Annotated in this window: 15 protein-coding genes; 4 read left to right on the forward strand and 11 right to left on the reverse strand. The window is 62.0% G+C overall.

What is annotated here, in order from left to right; translation table 11 throughout:
* Window positions 1-4 precede the first annotated feature (4 nt).
* From RID42_15840 to RID42_15850, 3 genes are all read right to left on the reverse strand, one after another.
* On the reverse strand, window positions 5-1297 hold the full coding sequence (locus tag RID42_15840; GenBank protein MEQ8249151.1) for a homoserine dehydrogenase: 1293 nt from the start codon (window positions 1295-1297) through the stop codon (window positions 5-7).
* A complete protein-coding gene (locus tag RID42_15845) occupies window positions 1294-2511 on the reverse strand; it encodes an LL-diaminopimelate aminotransferase (protein ID MEQ8249152.1) in 1218 nt (405 codons plus the stop codon). Before RID42_15845 ends, RID42_15840 begins: the two co-directional genes overlap by 4 nt.
* A gap of 78 nt (window positions 2512-2589) precedes the next feature.
* A complete protein-coding gene (locus RID42_15850) occupies window positions 2590-3999 on the reverse strand; it encodes an OmpA family protein (protein MEQ8249153.1) in 1410 nt (469 codons plus the stop codon).
* 150 nt (window positions 4000-4149) lie between these two features.
* On the opposite strand from RID42_15850, the gene phaC reads away from it, so the two are divergent.
* Window positions 4150-5928, forward strand: coding sequence for a class I poly(R)-hydroxyalkanoic acid synthase (gene phaC, locus RID42_15855; protein MEQ8249154.1), 1779 nt, complete (start codon window positions 4150-4152; stop codon window positions 5926-5928).
* A 3-nt stretch (window positions 5929-5931) separates the two neighbouring features.
* Here the strand turns inward: phaC and RID42_15860 are convergent, their stop codons facing one another.
* From RID42_15860 to rplM, 5 genes are all read right to left on the reverse strand, one after another.
* Window positions 5932-6777: a hypothetical protein gene (locus RID42_15860; GenBank protein MEQ8249155.1), complete on the reverse strand. Its 846-nt coding sequence runs from the start codon at window positions 6775-6777 to the stop codon at window positions 5932-5934.
* 26 nt (window positions 6778-6803) lie between these two features.
* A complete protein-coding gene (locus RID42_15865; protein MEQ8249156.1) occupies window positions 6804-7328 on the reverse strand; it encodes a gamma carbonic anhydrase family protein in 525 nt (174 codons plus the stop codon).
* 43 nt (window positions 7329-7371) lie between these two features.
* Window positions 7372-8502, reverse strand: coding sequence for an N-acetyl-gamma-glutamyl-phosphate reductase (gene argC, locus RID42_15870; protein ID MEQ8249157.1), 1131 nt, complete (start codon window positions 8500-8502; stop codon window positions 7372-7374).
* A gap of 86 nt (window positions 8503-8588) precedes the next feature.
* The gene (gene rpsI / locus RID42_15875) at window positions 8589-9101 is read right to left on the reverse strand and encodes a 30S ribosomal protein S9 (GenBank protein MEQ8249158.1); all 513 of its coding nucleotides are present in this window, start codon (window positions 9099-9101) and stop codon (window positions 8589-8591) included.
* Window positions 9102-9103: 2 nt separating this feature from the next.
* Window positions 9104-9571, reverse strand: coding sequence for a 50S ribosomal protein L13 (rplM, locus tag RID42_15880; protein ID MEQ8249159.1), 468 nt, complete (start codon window positions 9569-9571; stop codon window positions 9104-9106).
* Between the two features lie 186 nt (window positions 9572-9757).
* Here rplM and RID42_15885 point away from each other — a divergent pair, with 186 nt between their 5' ends.
* Genes RID42_15885 through RID42_15895 form a run of 3 tightly spaced genes read left to right on the forward strand, consistent with a single transcriptional unit; the run spans window position 9758 to window position 12344 of the window.
* Entirely contained in the window at window positions 9758-10564 is an 807-nt protein-coding gene (locus RID42_15885) for an enoyl-CoA hydratase (GenBank protein ID MEQ8249160.1), read from the forward strand.
* A complete protein-coding gene (locus tag RID42_15890) occupies window positions 10565-11047 on the forward strand; it encodes a CoA-binding protein (protein ID MEQ8249161.1) in 483 nt (160 codons plus the stop codon).
* Window positions 11048-11057: 10 nt separating this feature from the next.
* The gene (locus tag RID42_15895; GenBank protein MEQ8249162.1) at window positions 11058-12344 is read left to right on the forward strand and encodes an O-acetylhomoserine aminocarboxypropyltransferase; all 1287 of its coding nucleotides are present in this window, start codon (window positions 11058-11060) and stop codon (window positions 12342-12344) included.
* Between the two features lie 22 nt (window positions 12345-12366).
* On the opposite strand, the gene cutA is transcribed toward RID42_15895, so the two are convergent.
* The 3 genes from cutA to RID42_15910 all read right to left on the reverse strand — a co-directional run bounded on the left by cutA (window position 12367) and on the right by RID42_15910 (window position 16797).
* Window positions 12367-12708: a divalent-cation tolerance protein CutA gene (gene cutA, locus RID42_15900; GenBank protein ID MEQ8249163.1), complete on the reverse strand. Its 342-nt coding sequence runs from the start codon at window positions 12706-12708 to the stop codon at window positions 12367-12369.
* On the reverse strand, window positions 12705-13724 hold the full coding sequence (locus tag RID42_15905) for a COX15/CtaA family protein (GenBank protein MEQ8249164.1): 1020 nt from the start codon (window positions 13722-13724) through the stop codon (window positions 12705-12707). The genes cutA and RID42_15905 overlap by 4 nt, the downstream gene beginning before the upstream one ends.
* A gap of 265 nt (window positions 13725-13989) precedes the next feature.
* On the reverse strand, window positions 13990-16797 hold the full coding sequence (locus RID42_15910; protein ID MEQ8249165.1) for a FecR domain-containing protein: 2808 nt from the start codon (window positions 16795-16797) through the stop codon (window positions 13990-13992).
* Window positions 16798-16804 lie beyond the last annotated feature (7 nt).

The raw sequence follows: 16804 nt of genomic DNA on the forward strand, positions 1-16804 counted from the left end.
CCTCCTAAAGATCTTCTATTCTTATCATACACGGCGGTTCTACAACCGCCCCGGACTCCGAAATCGTCGCCAACGCCTCGATCAAACCGGCTTCGACCGTCTCATGGGTCGTCATGATCACCGAGACCCGCTCGCCTGGATCACGACCGCGTTGCAGCACCGATTCGATCGACACGTCGTGGTCGCGCAGATGCGCGGCGACATTCGCGAGAACGCCCGATTGGTCCAACACTTCGAGGCGAAGATAATACGCACCGTAGCGCTCCGCGATCGCGACGTTGGGCCGCGCAACCAAGGCGGAGGTCTTCAAGCCAAACGGTGGGACGCACCAACCCCGGGCGATGTCGATGAGGTCGCCGACGACGGCTGACGCGGTTGGGCCGGCACCTGCGCCGGGGCCTTCAAAGATCGTACGGCCGACGAAATCGCCATCGGCGAGGACGGCGTTGAAGGCACCATCGACATGGGCCATCGGCGAGGTCTCGGGCACCATGCAGGGATGAACGCGTTGGGCGATGCCGTCTTTCCCGATCGTCGCGATACCGAGGAGTTTGATACGAAACCCCAATTCGCTGGCATGGCGGATATCCGCCGCGGTGACGTTGCGAATCCCTGCCGTGTAGACGGCGGAGAAATCCACCGGTGCACCGAATGCCACAGCCGATAGAATCGCGAGCTTGTGGGCAGTGTCGATTCCATCGACGTCGAACGTCGGATCGGCTTCCGCGTATCCCAACGCCTGCGCTTCGGCGAGTACGTCGTCGAAGTCGCGGCCGGTCGATTCCATGGTCGTGAGAATGTAATTGCAGGTGCCGTTCAAAATTCCGTAGACGCGACTGATGTGATTGGCGGCCAGGCTTTCGCGCAGCGCCTTGATGATTGGAATACCTCCGGCGACAGCGGCTTCGAACGAAAGCGCCACGTTGTTCTTTTCGGCGATCGCGGCGAGGGCGCCGCCGTGCAGCGCAATGAGCGCCTTGTTTGCCGTAACCACCGGCTTGCCGGCGTTCAGCGCCGCCGACACGACGTCCAACGCGGGGCCTGATTCTCCGCCGATCAGTTCAACCACGACGTCAACCTGCGGATCGCGCACGAGAGCCCTGGGGTCGTCGTGCCAGGCAATCCCATCGAGATCGACGCCGCGGTCCTTCGTGCGATCGCGTGCCGAAACGGCGGTGACGGATAAGGCTTTGCCACAACGGGCGCGCAGCGCCGCCCCATTGTCCCGCAGTACCGCGAGGGTGCCCGCGCCGACCGTCCCAAGGCCCGCGACCCCGATGCGCAATACATCCGTCATGAAGCGACCGCGTGCCCAATCGCCGCGCTGTTGACACCCTGCCCGCGCAAAAAGCGTTTGATGTTGCGCGCCGCCTGGCGAATCCGTTGTTCGTTCTCGACCAGCGCGATGCGGACATATCCCTCGCCGTATTCGCCAAATCCGACGCCCGGTGAGACCGCTACGTTCGCTTCGCGCAGCAGGAGTTTGGCAAATTCAAGCGAGCCTGCATCGCGGTATGCCGGCGGCAACGGCGCCCAAGCGAACATCGTCGCGGCGGGTGCCGGAATATCCCAACCGGCCTGGGCCATCGACGAAACCAGCACGTCCCGTCGGCGGCGATACACAGTCCGAACTTCTTCAACGCAATCTTGCGGTCCATTAAGGGCGGCCGTGGCGGCAACCTGGATCGGCGTAAAGGCACCATAGTCGAGGTAGCTCTTCACCCGGGCCAGCGCGCCAATGAGGCGCTCGTTGCCGCAAGCAAAGCCAATGCGCCACCCCGGCATCGAGTAGGTCTTGCTCATCGAGGTAAATTCGACCGCGATATCGCGGGCACCTTCGACCTCCAAGATCGAGGGGGGCGGCTTGCCGTCGAAGAAGACCTCGGCATAGGCCAGGTCCGAGACAATGTAAATTTCCTGCTCGCGGCAGAACTTCACAACCTCGCGGTAGAAGTCGAGATCGACGACTTCCGCGGTGGGGTTTGCCGGATAGCACAGGATCAGCGCGATTGGTTTGGGTATCGAATGGCGTACCGCGCGCTCGAGCGATTGCATGAGGTCGTCGCCGGCACCGGCCGGCAAATGCCGTAGGCTCGCGCCCGCAATAATGAAACCGAAACTATGGATCGGGTAACTCGGATTCGGACACAGGACCACATCGCCCGGCGCGGTGATCGCCTGGGCCAAGTTGGCTAGACCTTCCTTCGACCCCAACGTCACGATCGCCTCGCGCTCGGGATCTATTCGAACGCCAAAGCGACGATCGTAATACGCCGCCACCGCGCGGCGCAGGCCGGGAATGCCCCGTGAGCTCGAATAGCGGTGCGACCGAGGGTCCTGGACCGCCTCGGTCAACTTGGCGACGATATGGGGTGGGGTCGGCATATCCGGATTGCCCATCCCGAGATCGATAATGTCCTCGCCCGCGGCACGGGCGGCAGCCTTCATCTGGTTCACTTCCGCGAACAGGTAGGGCGGCAGGCGTCGAATGCGATGGAACTCGCCATCCATGGGCGTAAACCTCAGCCAGAACGAGAATACCCGGGGACCACCGAGGCTACGGCGGCGCGGGCCGGCTGTTTCCTAGACCTAACTCGTGGAAAAATCGAGGAAGATCTCAGCGCGGCGGTTACCGGCCTCGCCGGCCGGCATCGATTCGAAGAAGGCTGGATCGGCTGCCCCCCGTGCCTCGACAAAAATTGCCTCCGGCGGAACGCCGTTACGGATCAGTTCGTTGGCGACGGCCTGGGCACGGTCCAAGGATATCTTGAAGTTGGTCAGGTTGTGCTCGGCCACCGACATGTTCTTGGTCTTGCTGGAGGCGTGCCCAACGACCCGGATCACACCGCCGCGCGCCCGGTATTGCTCGGCAACGTCGCGCACCGTGCCGCGTGCACTCGCCGGAACCACAGCCGAATCATGGCCAAATTGAACCACGGCCCCGGTCGAACCGGCGTTGGTCTGGCTTTGGAAGGCCACCGTTTGGGTACCACTGATCGGACCGACGTTGCGTTGCGTCGCCTCTAGGGCGGCATTGTAGGTGTCGCGCACGATCGACGAGACCGGCCGTTCGCCGGGCTGGATCGGCGAGGCGCTTGAGGCATTGAAACCGGCATTGGCCGGCGCCGTCGAAACCGTCGACGCCGAATCCAGCAACATCCGGGCAAACGTCTGACTGACCACCGTCTGACCGAGGGCGACGGCTACGGTCGGCTGGGGCGGCATCACCAACTGCACGGTTTGGGGAGCGGTGGCGGGGGCGACGACCGCGGGCGCAGCGACTTGCGCGGGGCGCGCGGCGAGGGGGGGCGGCGCGGCCTCGACGGCGACCGCTGCACGCGGTACCGCTGGGGGCGCAGGCGCGACGGCAGGCGCGCGATCCTGGGCAATCTGAGGGGCAGCCCGGCGCGGTTCGGCTGCTGGCGGAGGCGTCCGCCGACCCGATGTTATCGTGCGGCGAGCATCGAGCGAGTCCTCGGCCATGGGCCGAGCCGGTGCGGCCTGAGGCGCCACGCGGCGATCTTCCAGAATGCTGGGACGCGCAGGCACTTCGGCGACCTGGCGCGGGGGTGCCGGCGGTGGGGTGGCGACCGTCTCGGCCACACGCGGCGGGGGTGCCGGACGCGGTGCCGGGGTAGGTGCCGGTTCCGAACGTGCAACCGGTGAGACTGCGGCGACCTGTGGAGTCTCATCGCGGCGAATCTCTTCGTCGGTGTATTGGGCGTTCTCACGATCGGCAACCAAACCTTGGGCCGTCTGCGTGCGTTGCTCGGCGCTGGAGGACGCTGGCCGGTCCGGCACATCGCTGACGGTTGGGAACGCTTCGTCGTCGCCGTCGCCTTTGAAGACGCCACTTACCTGACCGTAGAGTTTGCTGGGGTTTGCCCAGTTCGGCACCGAGGAACACGCTGACAATGTGGCGGTAAGCAGGACAATGAGACCGACCCGGCTCCATCCGCTATTATTCATCGGTTCGCTACGGCTCTGACGTTGATTCATGTCCGCGATCCTCTATATGTCCGGCACGGGCGAGGCCGCAGCCTATACCGCGCCAGACAGAGTTCAATTGCTTTGTCTGACGTTCGGCCCGCGAAGCCCAACAAACCATAGTTTTCAAAGGCTTCGGGCGATACCATAAAGGATCATCTTATGTCCGATCAACATGGCGATGCGAGGCCAGGGGACGAGACGGCGGTTCTCGGCGAAAACCTCCAAAGATTGAGCGCCCAGTGGCAGCGCCTGTTCCAGGCCTACATAAGGCAACTGGGGGACGCCGAACGCCTGCCGTTCGACCCGGCAACCGTCGGAAACGCCTTTTTGCGTTTGGGTGGCCAGATGCTTGCCGACCCCCAGCACCTCGCCGAAGCGCAGATGAAACTGTGGCGCGACTACCTCGACCTATGGCGGGGCGCCGCCACCGGGCACACGGCGGCGACACCTGCAGGCGCCCCGGAAAAGGGCGACCGACGGTTCAAGGACTCCGAATGGAGCGAAAACCGGGTTTTCGATCTCCTCAAACAGTCGTATCTGATTACCGCACGATGGTTGCAGAAAACCGTCAGCGACGTCGAAGGGTTGGATGACGACACACGTCGCAAGGTCGACTTCTACACCCGGCAATTCGTCGACGCGATGTCGCCCACCAACTTCTTCCATACCAATCCCGAAGTTATCCGTAGGACGGTCGAGACGCACGGTGAGAACCTCGTCGATGGCCTCGACAACTTGATCAGAGACCTCGAAAGCGGCAAGGGGATTAGTCAGACGGATGCCGCAGCGTTCGAGGTCGGTCGAAACGTCGCTACCACGCCCGGCAAAGTGGTGTTTCAGAACCGCCTGTTTCAGCTGATCCAGTACACGCCGACGACCGACGAAACCTTTGCCGTGCCCCTGCTGATCTGCCCACCGTGGATCAACAAGTACTACATTCTAGATCTCAAGCCAGAGAACTCCTTCGTCGCCTGGGCCGTTTCGCAGGGGTTCACAGTCTTCGTCATTTCCTGGGTCAACCCCGACGCCAGCTATGCCGACACCGGGTTCGAGGACTATATGCACGACGGACTCTTGGCGGCGGTCGATGCCGTCCTGGCGGCGACCGGTCATTCGCAGGTCAACGCGGTTGGCTACTGCGTCGGCGGCACTCTACTTGCGACCACCCTCGCCTATCTCGCAACGAAGAAAGATCGGCGCGTCAACGCGGCGACATTCCTCACATCGTTGGTCGATTTCGAAGACTGTGGCGAATTGCGGGTGTTCATCGACGAGGAGCAACTCAAAATCCTCGACGAACGCATGGACGAAGAAGGTGTCCTTGACGGCCGCCGAATGGCAGCGGCGTTCAACATGATGCGCGCCAACGATCTGATTTGGTCGTTTGTCGTCAACAACTACCTTCTCGGCAAGCATCCAATACCGTTCGATTTGTTGTTTTGGAACGCCGACGGTACCAACATGCCGCATGCCATGCACACGTTCTATCTGCGCAACATGTACCTGAAGAACCTGTTGTCGAAGCCTGGCGGCATCGAGATCGACGGCGTTCCCATCGACTTGGGCAAGATCTCGTTGCCTTCGTATGTATTGTCCACCAAGGAGGACCACATCGCGCCCTGGCGGTCGTGCTACCTCCTTCCGCAGCTAACTGGGGGCGACACCCGCTTCGTGCTGGCTCAGTCCGGTCATGTGGCCGGCGTCATCAGCCCGCCGGGGAAGACCAAATACGGCCATTGGACCAACGACGACCTGACCAAGGACGCCGAGGCCTGGCTCGCCGGTGCGACTGAAAACAGCGGATCCTGGTGGCCCGATTGGGCGGCCTGGCTGGCCCCACAATCGGGCGAGAAGGTAGCCGCGCGCATTCCTGGCAAAGGAAAGCTCAAGGCCATCGAGGATGCGCCTGGCAGTTACGTCAAAAAGGCCATCGCCTAGGGACTAGGTCTCGATCTCGTCGCCGGTTTCTTCTTCGTCCCGGAGAAAATTCTCGACATCGTTGCTGTCGAATTCGTCGAGATCGAACTCGTCGAGGCATTGACCGTCGACAACGCCTCGCTCGCAGTCGCCGGCGGTCGCCGGCCTATCTTCTACTGACTCCGATTCTTGCCCGTCCCGCGGTACGAGACGGGCAAATGGATCGTCTTCATCGTCGTCGAGCGGCACAACGGCACCGTCTTCGCGCGGCAGGCTTCCGACCTCGACATCTTCCCGCGGCAAAGCCAGCGGCACTGTTGCCTCGTCCTGGGTCGGTGCCACAGCAGGCGGACCGTCCGCCGGCGGCAGAACCGCAGGCAACGGTTCGACCGACCGCGGTCGCTCGGGCGGTGGCGGGAGCAAGGCAAATTCCTGCCTCAGATTCTCCTCGGAAAGTTGGAGTCGGCCAAAAACAAGTTGATACAAGCCATTGCCGGTATCCTCGGCCAGACCTGCCCCTCGGTCGAATCGCTCGTAGGTGAGTTCGCCTTGGATGAAGCGCCCGTCCTCGCATTTCATCATCAGCCGGGTTGTCGTTCCCGGTGCAACCCTGTCGATGCCCCCGACTCCCGTGATTCCTCGACACTCAGTGCGATCGCCGATCCCGAACAGGGTGATCGATGAGGTCGGTTCGCCAAACACCGTTTCAAAGGTCCCGACAAGGAGTTCGTTGGACGTCGTCTCGCGGGCGGCAATGAACAGTGTCTTGGCCGGCAGACTGGGGGCACAACCTGCGACGGCGGCGGCCAAAAGCAACCACCCAAACCCGCCTCGCCCGGTCTTCGCCAATTTCTGATGCTGTTGCGTCAAACCCTGAACGTCCTACTTCCCTCGCATCAAGCCGATGCCGTATCGCCCGTACCCAGACCTAGTGCCTTGCGGTACTCCGCGGCCATGCGGCTGTAGTGCAGCGCCGTCCCGGCATTATACGCGATCTCGTCGGCCGTGAGGTCGCGCATGTATTTGGCCGGTCGGCCCGCCCATAGTTGGCCGCTCGGCACGCGCTTCCCTGGCGTGAGCAACGATCCTGCTGCAAGCATGGAATCGGTTTCGACTTCGGCATCGTCCATCACCGTGGCCGCCATCCCGACGAAACACCGCGACTGCAAGCGACAGGCATGGAGCAATACCTTGTGACCGATCGTGACTTCGTCGCCTATCCAAGCATCGCCACCCTCGCGGCGACTCACATGAACGATCGATCCGTCCTGTATATTGGTGCGAGCGCCGATTCGAATGACGTTGACGTCGCCGCGGATCGCGCACTGGAACCAAATGTTGGAGCCCACGCCAATCTCGACGTCCCCGATTACGCAGGCACCGGGCGCGAGGAAAACGTCGGACGCCAATCGAGGCGTCACGCCCCGATACGGCAATACGATTCCGCCGGCCTCCACGCCGCCCTTACGGAAACAGGGGACGTTGCTCTAAGGACAGCGTCTCAGCCAACCCGAACATGACGTTCATGTTCTGGATGGCCTGACCCGATGCGCCTTTGACCAAGTTGTCGATCGCCGACAACAGGATGGCGCGGCCCTTGACCCGATCGGGATAGACTCCGATCAGACTATGGTTCGACCCGCGCACATGCCGCGTCGCCGGCGAAACGCCTTCGGGAACAACGCTCACGAACGGCTCGGCGGCGTAGCGGGCGGACAATGTCTCCCGTAGGTCCGCTGCCGTCGCGCCGGCTGCAAGCCGAACATAGATCGTCGACAAGATACCCCGGTTCATCGGCATGAGGTGCGGCGTGAAGTTCACGACGATGTCGCGCCCCGCAGCCCGGGCGAGCCCTTGCTCGATCTCCGGGCCGTGCCGGTGCCCGGCGACGCCGTAGGCATGGATCCCCTCGGACACCTCGCCAAACAGACTGCCCTCCTTGGCCGCGCGACCCGCACCGCTGACGCCCGATTTGGCATCGACGATAATGTCGTCGGGGTCGATCTGGCCGACCTCGATCAACGGCACCAACGGGAGCAACGCGCTTGTCGGATAGCAACCCGGACAGGCGACCAACCGGGCGTCCCGGATATCGTCGCGGGCGAGTTCGGTCAGACCGTAAACGGCCTCGGCCTGAAGTTGGGGCGACCTATGCGGGTGGCCGTACCATTCGGCATAGGTCTCGACATTGTCCAACCGGAAGTCCGCGGACAAGTCGATGACCCGCACCCCGGCCGGAATCCCGGCGATCATGTCTTCGCGCCGCTCGGTCAGAAGTTCGTCGAGGGCGTCGTGGTCGGTGTGGTGCAGCAAGCCCGCCACGATCTCTTGGGTTGTGCCGTGCGGTAGCGCACAGAAAATGAGGTCGGCTTCGACCCCGCGCCATTCTACCTCGTCGATCTTAATGAGACCGGGCAGCCCCAGACCGAAGAGGTGCGGAAACACCTCGCTGATGTCCCGCCCGGCATGTCGGTCCGCCGTCAGCAGAACGATCTCGACATTGGGGTGATTGCAGAGGAGCCGAATTAGCTCGGCGCCGGTGTACCCGCTCGCCCCGAGAATGCCGACGCGGATCTTCTTTCCTTCGCTGGACATGACTTAACTCCCGCAGATGGGTCCAAATGCCCATAAAAAAGGGGCGTCCGTCAAGACGCCCCTCGGGGTCGAAAAAAACGGGCGGATTAGCGCTTCGAAAACTGGAAGCTTCGGCGGGCCTTGGCCTTGCCGTATTTCTTGCGCTCGACGACACGGCTATCGCGCGTCAGGAAGCCATTCTTTTTCAGAACAGGACGTAGGGACGGCTCATAGCGAATCAAGGCATGGCTGATGCCGTGACGGACAGCCCCCGCCTGACCCGACAGCCCGCCACCGGTGACGGTGCAGATAACGTCGTACTGACCTTCGCGGCCCGCGGTCTCCAGCGGCTGATTGATGATCATGCGGAGTACCGGGCGGGCAAAGTAGACCTCGCTCGTGCGGCCATTGACCGTCACGCGACCAGCGCCCGGTTTGATCCAAACCCGCGCGACAGCGTTCTTGCGTCGACCCGTTGCATAGGAGCGCCCTTGGGCATCGATCTCGGGTTCAGCCGGTGCGGCGTCCTCGACGGCAACGATCCCTGCGGCCCCGGCAGGCGCACTTGCCCCCGTCGTCAACGACTTAAGATCGGAAAGCGATTGTCTCTCGTCGGCCATGATTAGGCTGCCCTATTGTTTTTCGAATTCATGGAAGCCACGTCCAGCACTTCGGGTTCCTGCGCAGCATGCGGATGCTCCGCGCCGGCATACACCTTAAGATGGCCCAATTGCCGGCGCGCCAGGGGGCTTTCCTTTGGCAGCATCCGTTGGACGGCCTTGATGACGACCCGCTCCGGATGGTCGCCACCGAGAATCTCGCCGGCGGTCCGTTGCTTTATCCCGCCGGGATAGCCCGTGTGACGGTAGTAGATTTTGTCCGCAAGTTTGTTCCCGGTCACCCTGATTTTGTCGGCATTGACGACAATCACGTTGTCGCCCCCGTCGACGTGCGGGGTATAGGTCGGCTTGTGCTTACCCCGTAGGCGATCGGCTATAATGACGGCCAAGCGGCCCAGAATCAGGCCCTCGGCGTCGATCAACAGCCACTTCTTCTGGACTTCGGCAGGTTTTGCGGAGTAGGTCTTCATGGTCTAGCGTCCTTTGGCGGGTATTCCCGCAATGGCGCGGGAGTATGCCCGTGAAATTGGAGATGTCAACGATTTCTGGCTGAATTTCAGAGGGTTAGAGAAACGGTATCTAAATACCGCAACCAGAGGGTAGCCGCAGGCGTTCCGCCCCTAAGCTGCAACCAGCCGAATCCGGGTGTTTCGAACATGACCCAACACGCTGCCGCCAAATCCAGTTCCACCCCGCCGCTTGTTCGTCAAACCGAGGACGGCGGCGTGGTCACCGTTACGCTCAACCGGCCCGAGGCGCGCAACGCTCTGTCGCGCGGGCTCATGTCCGCCTTGCAAGAAACCTTCGAGACGATTGGCGCTTCTTCCGCCCGGACGGTGATCCTAGCGGGTGAAGGACCGGCGTTCTGCGCCGGACACGACCTTAAGGAGATCCGCAGCGATCCACGGGCGCAAACTTACGAGGCCTTGTTTGCGCAATGCAGCCGCCTGATGCAGACCATCGTGGCCCTACCCCAACCGGTAATCGCCCGAGTCCACGGCCCTGCCTCCGCCGCCGGGTGCCAGTTGGTTGCAACCTGCGACCTCGCCATCGCCGGTACAAGCGCCCGATTCGCCACCCCCGGCGTCAACATCGGCCTGTTCTGCTCGACGCCCATGGTGGCGCTCAGCCGCAACGTGTCTTCCAAGCACGCGATGGAAATGCTGCTGACCGGCGACATGTACGATGCCCCGGAAGCCGTCCGCATGGGCCTGGTCAATCGTGCCGTGGCGGACCACGAACTAGTCGACGCGGTCGATACCCTTGCTCGAAAAATCGCGACGAAGTCGGCGACGACGATAAAGATCGGTAAACAGGCGTTCTATCTGCAACAGGAAATGGACCTTGCCGCGGCATACGACTACGCCTCGCGGGTGATGACCGAAAACATGCTCACCCGCGACGCCGAAGAAGGCATCGATGCTTTTATAGAAAAGCGCCCGCCGCAGTGGGAAAACCCGTAAGTGGATCACGAGCGCTACGACGATAACTATATCCGCGCGATCCTCCGCGAGACCAAAGTCATTGCCATGGTCGGCGCCAGCTCAAACTGGAACCGGCCGAGCTATTTCGCAATGAAGTATTTGCAGAGAAAGGGTTTCCGCGTCATTCCGGTGAACCCACGGGAAAGCGGCAAGGAGATTCTCGGTGAACCCGCTTACGCGACCCTTGCGGAAGTTCCCGAAAAGATCGATATGGTCGATGTCTTCCGCAATTCCGAAGCTGCCGGACCGGTTGCCGAAGAGGCAATCGCCATTGGCGCCCAAGTTCTGTGGATGCAACTCGGCGTTCGCAACGACGTGGCGGCGGCCCGTGCCGAAGCGGCAGGCCTCAAGGTCGTCATGAATCGTTGCCCCAAGATCGAGTTCGGGCGGCTGTCGCGCGAGATCGGGACAATCGGCATCAACACGGGCGTGATTAGCAGCAAGCGCCGCAGCCAACTATAGGAAACAAGCAATGAGCGACACACCGACCTACGGCTTCGAGACCCTTGCGGTTCACGCCGGCGCCGCACCCGACCCGGTTACCGGATCCAGGGCGACGCCGATCCATCAGACGACATCGTTTGTCTTCGAAGACGTCGATCACGCCGCCTCGCTGTTCAACCTCCAAGCCTTCGGGAACATCTACACCCGTCTGACCAACCCGACCGTGGCCGTCCTCGAACAACGCCTTGCCGGTCTGGAAGGCGGACGCGGTGCGGTCGCAGCAGCTTCGGGCCATGCGGCCCAACTGATGGCGTTCCATGTGTTGATGGAGGCGGGCGATCATTTTGTTGCCGCTAAGCAGCTTTATGGCGGCTCGCTCACCCAGTTCGGCCAGTCATTCAAAAAATTCGGCTGGGAATCGACGACCGTAGATGCCACCGATGCGCAGAATTTCCGCGCCGCCCTTAAGCCAAACACCAAGGCGATCTTTATCGAGAACCTCGCCAACCCGGGTGGGGTCGTGGTCGACATCGAGGCCGTGGCGGCCATCGCCCAAGACGCCGGGATTCCCTTAATCGTCGACAACACCTTGGCCACGCCTTACTTGTGCCGGCCATTCGAATGGGGCGCTGACATCGTCATTCATTCTTTGACCAAGTTCCTTGGCGGCCACGGCAATTCGTTGGGCGGGATGATCGTCGAGTCCGGCAAGTTCGATTGGGCTCAGAACGACAAATACCCGAGCCTGACCGAACCCAACGCCTCCTACCATGGGCTTAAATTTTACGAAACGTTCGGCGACATGGCCTATTCGGTCGCGATCCGAGCCCAATCGCTGCGCGATCTCGGACCGGCGCTGAGCCCGATGAATGCGTTCTTAATCCTGACCGGAATCGAGACCCTTCCCTTGCGCATGGAACGTCACTGCGCCAATGCGCTCAAAGTCGCGGAGTATCTCGAAGCTCATAAGAAAGTGGATTGGGTTTCTTACGCCGGACTGAAATCGAGCCGCTTCTACGACCTTGGTAAAAAATACCTCCCCCGCGGGGCCGGGGCGGTGTTTACGTTCGGGATTAAGGGCGGCTTCGAATCCGGCGTGAAACTCGTCGAAGGTGTCGAGTTGATCTCGCACCTTGCCAATATAGGCGACACCCGCAGCTTGATTATTCATCCGGCGTCGACGACGCACCGTCAGTTGGGCGAGGCCGAACTGATCGCTGCGGGGGCCGGACCGGACGTCGTCCGGTTGTCGATCGGCATCGAAAGCGTCGACGACGTGATCCGCGATCTAGATCAAGCGCTATCGCGGGTTTAATCGCCGATCGCAACGGCCCGGGTCATTGGCCGCGGCCATGGGCTCCTTGCGTAGTTTGCGCCGCGACCCAATCGAGGTAGTCCGGGTTTCCTCCGTCGATCGGGAGCGCAACGACGCAAGGGCAGTCGTAGGAATGCAACGCTCGGACGCGCGCAGTCAATGGCGCGATCAGTTCCGCCCGGGACTTCAAGACGAGAATGGCCTCAGTGTCCTCTTGGACCACACCTTCCCAGCGGTAAATCGATGCGACCGCGTCGATCACATTGGCGCAGGCCGCTAACCTCTCGTCGACCAGGGCGCGCCCGATTGTCACCGCTTCCGCACGGTCCTTCGTCGTGACGTAGACGAAGCAGGCGTCGCTCAACGCCGCCCCCGCGTCGCGTGGAGCGCAAAGATTGCGACTGAAAACAAAACCATGCCGCCGGCTTGATGCGCCGCTGCGAGCGGGATGGGCACGACCAAGACGAGCGTCAGGATACCGAGCGCGGCTTGCGCGACCGCGACCAAGGCGAGCGCGGCGACGCGCCGAGACATCCGATCGTTGGTCTGCACGAGTCGGTTGAAGAACCAGATCGTCAGAACGACGGCTACAGTCGTAACACCAAGGACCCGGTGGGCGAATTGAATGGCGATCGTGTTCTCAAAAAAATTGATGGCCGGCGGCGATAGATCCAACAATCCCGCCGGTACCCACCGACCGTCCATGAGGGGGAAGGTGTTATAGGCGAACCCTGCATCGGTTCCGGCCACGAACCCGCCGGAAAGAATCACCAGAAAGACCCACGGAACCAACAAACGCAGAATGCCGCGGAGAGCCCCGCTGTCGGGCGCCACCGGCGCCGGCGCCAGGAGGGAAAGCGCCGTCCATAGCATGTAGCCGTAAATCAGGACGGCGAGGCCGAGATGGGCGGTTAGCCGGTATTGGCTGACGTCGGGCCGATCGACCAGGCCGCTCTGCACCATGAACCAACCCAATAATCCCTGCAGCCCGCCCAACACGAACAGGAGGACCATCCGCGGCACCATCGAGCGGTCGATCCGCCCGGTGAACGCGAAGAACAGAAACGGCACCAAAAAGGCCGCGCCAATGACACGACCAAGAAGCCGATGGGCGTATTCGTACCAAAAAATGTATTTGAACTCGGCCAACGTCATCCCGGCATTGACCTTCTGGTATTCCGGATAGGCGCGGTAGCTGTCGAACATCGCCTTCCACGTCGCATCGTCGAGCGGCGGCAAAATGCCCGAAAGGGGCCGCCAGTCGACGATCGACAGCCCCGAATCGGTCAGGCGCGTCACGCCACCCAGAACGACGGTCGCGAAGATCAAACTGCAGACACCGATGAGCCACCACCCGACTGGTGCGGCAGATCGGCTCATGCTGGGGGACTTCCCCGGATAGAGGGCCATAGTTTGGGTCACGGGCCGAAACGTATCAGGGATTTGTACCGTCGTGCAGCACTCGAATGATGCAAATCGACGCAGTCGCGACCGATGTCGTTCGTACAACCGCAAGGCAAGATAGCCGAGAATATGTTGTGGAAATCGTCAAGGACCGACACCAGGTTTGCCGGCTCATGCCGCGTCTAGGTTGCGCGAGCGTCAAGCAACGCCGTGACCGCCGTGGGGCGGCCCTTCGGTGCGGCTATTTTTTTGCCGCGAAAATGCCGACGGCGCTATACCCGCCGCCATCGACCTTGAACTGGCCGCCCATTTCAGCGGCGACATCGCCGCCGCCCGACATGAACGAACCGTTGTAACTCCCCGAGCGCCCGGCACCAGCGATGGAGCCGACGAACTTGTGCCGCGCGCCGGTCGACGTGACCGCCAGACCGGTACCGGCGTAGTTCGCCCCGTCGAAGTTCGAAATGTTGAAAGCGCTCGACCCCGGACTGTCGAAATTCACCGTCGCCGACAAACCGCCGATCGCTTGGTAGACCTGGGTCCCATTGAAGACGGTGCCAATCGCGTGTCCGGTGTAGGTCGCGGTCCCCTGCAGCGCATTGATCGCAGCAATACCCGCGATTTCGCCGGCCACGTAATTCGCCATATGGATGATTTCGGACGACGAGCCGGTGTTGGAAATGCGCCCGCCCCAGAAACCCCAATTAAGGTATTTGCAGGCGCAAACGGACACGCCGCTTGGGGCAAACCCACTCCCGAAGTCGCTCGCCTCGGAGACACTAACAAACGCGACACTGGACATGTTCTGCGGCGACGAATTGATCGTCACGCTGCCGCCACCATCCTGGTCGCCCGCCGCAATGTTATTGTCGTCGATAAAGATGCTGTCACCGGTCGAGGTAGTGTTGTCCCCAAATGCCGTCGTGTCTTTGTCGCCGAAGACAACTTGGAAGTTCGGCCCACTGCCGAACGCATTGGTAAATTTGAAAGTTCCGCGAACTTTGTTTGCGGCTGCGTTGGTCTTTATTTCAACGTCGGCACTATCGCCGTTCAACCCAATCAGCATGGTTGTCGTCGATAGAGCGCCGGCGACTTCGGTTTGATAGGCGCCGCCGAGGTAGCCACCCATCGTGCGCGTGGTGCGAGTGCCCAGCGTCGAGGTGGCGGGAACGGCCACGACCGTCGGAAAGAAGTGCGTCGTCTGCGGCGACCCGCCTGGTTGGAACCGGTCCGTACCGTTATTGGCGACGAGCCCATCGTTGGTATCGACCTTCGCGCTTTCCAGAACGAAATAGGACCCATTAGTGCCGAAGAAATCGTTGCCCAGGGAATCGTCAGCCGAGGATAGGTCCGAATCCGTCAGTGTCGGCAACGTCGACAAGTTTTGGCGCGCCGAAGCAATCGCACCGCCGCGGATAAATGGACGGCCCTGGGAATCCAGCAGAACCGCCCCGCCGCCAAACGAGATCGCGGACTTTTGATTAACGCCCTGACCGGTGATCGAAATCGTCTGGAAGCCGAAGGATCGTTGCGCGGTGCTCGACCCCGATACATCCCAGTAGATCGCCGCGTCGGCGGCGCTTTCGGCCTGCGGCACGGTAAGGCCGGCAACGTCGATGGCCCGCATGAACGGGATCGAGGACGCGAGGCCGAAATCGTTCTGAAGCGCATAATATGATACGCCCGATGTCGGAATCGAACCGCTCGGCTTGCCCGCGAACCCAACAATCCGCGTCGCGGAGTCGGCAGATTCAACCCCTTCAAGAAACAGGAACTGAAAGTCTGACGACAGGAAAACATCGCCCGAGAAGGTTCCGTTCGGCGACGCGGTCGATCCCGACGCGGCAAACGACGACACACCGGAAGCGTTCAAGGGGAACTTGAAGGCGTTCGAGCCAAGTGTCGCTGTGAAAGAGCCCGAGGAAAGCGTCGCGCCGGAAAACGCGACGTTGTTCGAAGATACCGCGTCGTTCGTGCCCACCACGCGCGACAACGAGCGCTTGATACGACCTGACAGATTGGTGGCGGTTGGCGACAGGTTCTGTTGCAACGCGTTGTTCTGTTGCGCTTGATTGGCCGTGTTCGTCGCCCCCGTCGCGCCCGCGCCAGCCCCTGGCGGTGGCGGCGGCGGTGGGGCGCGCGGCACCGGGGCGGCGATCGCGCGCGGCGGTTGCCGCGACCCCCGCTCGCCGAGGCTTGTCTGGGCAACGTCTTGGTCGGTTGGCACCTGACGCCCGCCGCCCTGGCCAGCCTGTCCATCGCCGCCTTGCTGACCACCTTCCTGCTGGCCGCCGCCTTGCTGACCGCCTTCCTGCTGGCCGCCTTGTTGCTGATTGCCTTGCTGCTGGCCCCCTTGACCCGGTGGTCCACCGCCGGGGCCCTCACCTTCGCTGGCCGACGGCTCGTTGCTGCGTTCGAGCGCACTCAGCGCGGCATTGAGTTGCGCGGGCGCGGCAGGTGCGGGCGGCGTCGGCGATTCTTCCGACGAAGCTGCCGTGATTGCAAAACCCGGCCGGGTCGCCGTTTGGGTAACGCCCCCGGCCGCAACGGTCATTTGGTCACCAAACAAAAATGTCGCCTGGGTCGCCCCGCCGGGCTGAACGTTGACTAGAGCGATCCCGCCCCGAATCCCGATGACCGCGGTCGGGGTCGTGAGCGTGACGGGCGTATTTTTGCTGATTTTGCCGCCGACAAAGCGGAACACGCCTTTGGTCGCCGTCAGCGCCAGGCGGCCAGTACCGGTCGCCGGATCGAACACGAACTCGTCGAGAACGACATCCGAGTTCGGCCCTACGGTAAAAGCGCTTTCGTCGATAAAGAGCATTTGCGCCTGACCGCCCGCGGTCGTCGCAATCCGTTCGTTTGCGAACACATTTACGCCGACCTCAAGCACGCGCGGCGCCGACTGTGGCGGCGTGCCGGTGGCGTTGGGGTTCAGCGCGGCCGTGACCCCGATCTCGGGTCCACCGGCGGACTGGGCAAAGGCCCCGACCGGAACGGTCAGCGCGACGAGAACAGCAGCCAAGCGAAAAAACATCTGAAAACCCACAATTACT

This window comes from Alphaproteobacteria bacterium, assembly GCA_040216735.1.
GTDB lineage: Bacteria > Pseudomonadota > Alphaproteobacteria > SHVP01 > SHVP01 > CALJDF01.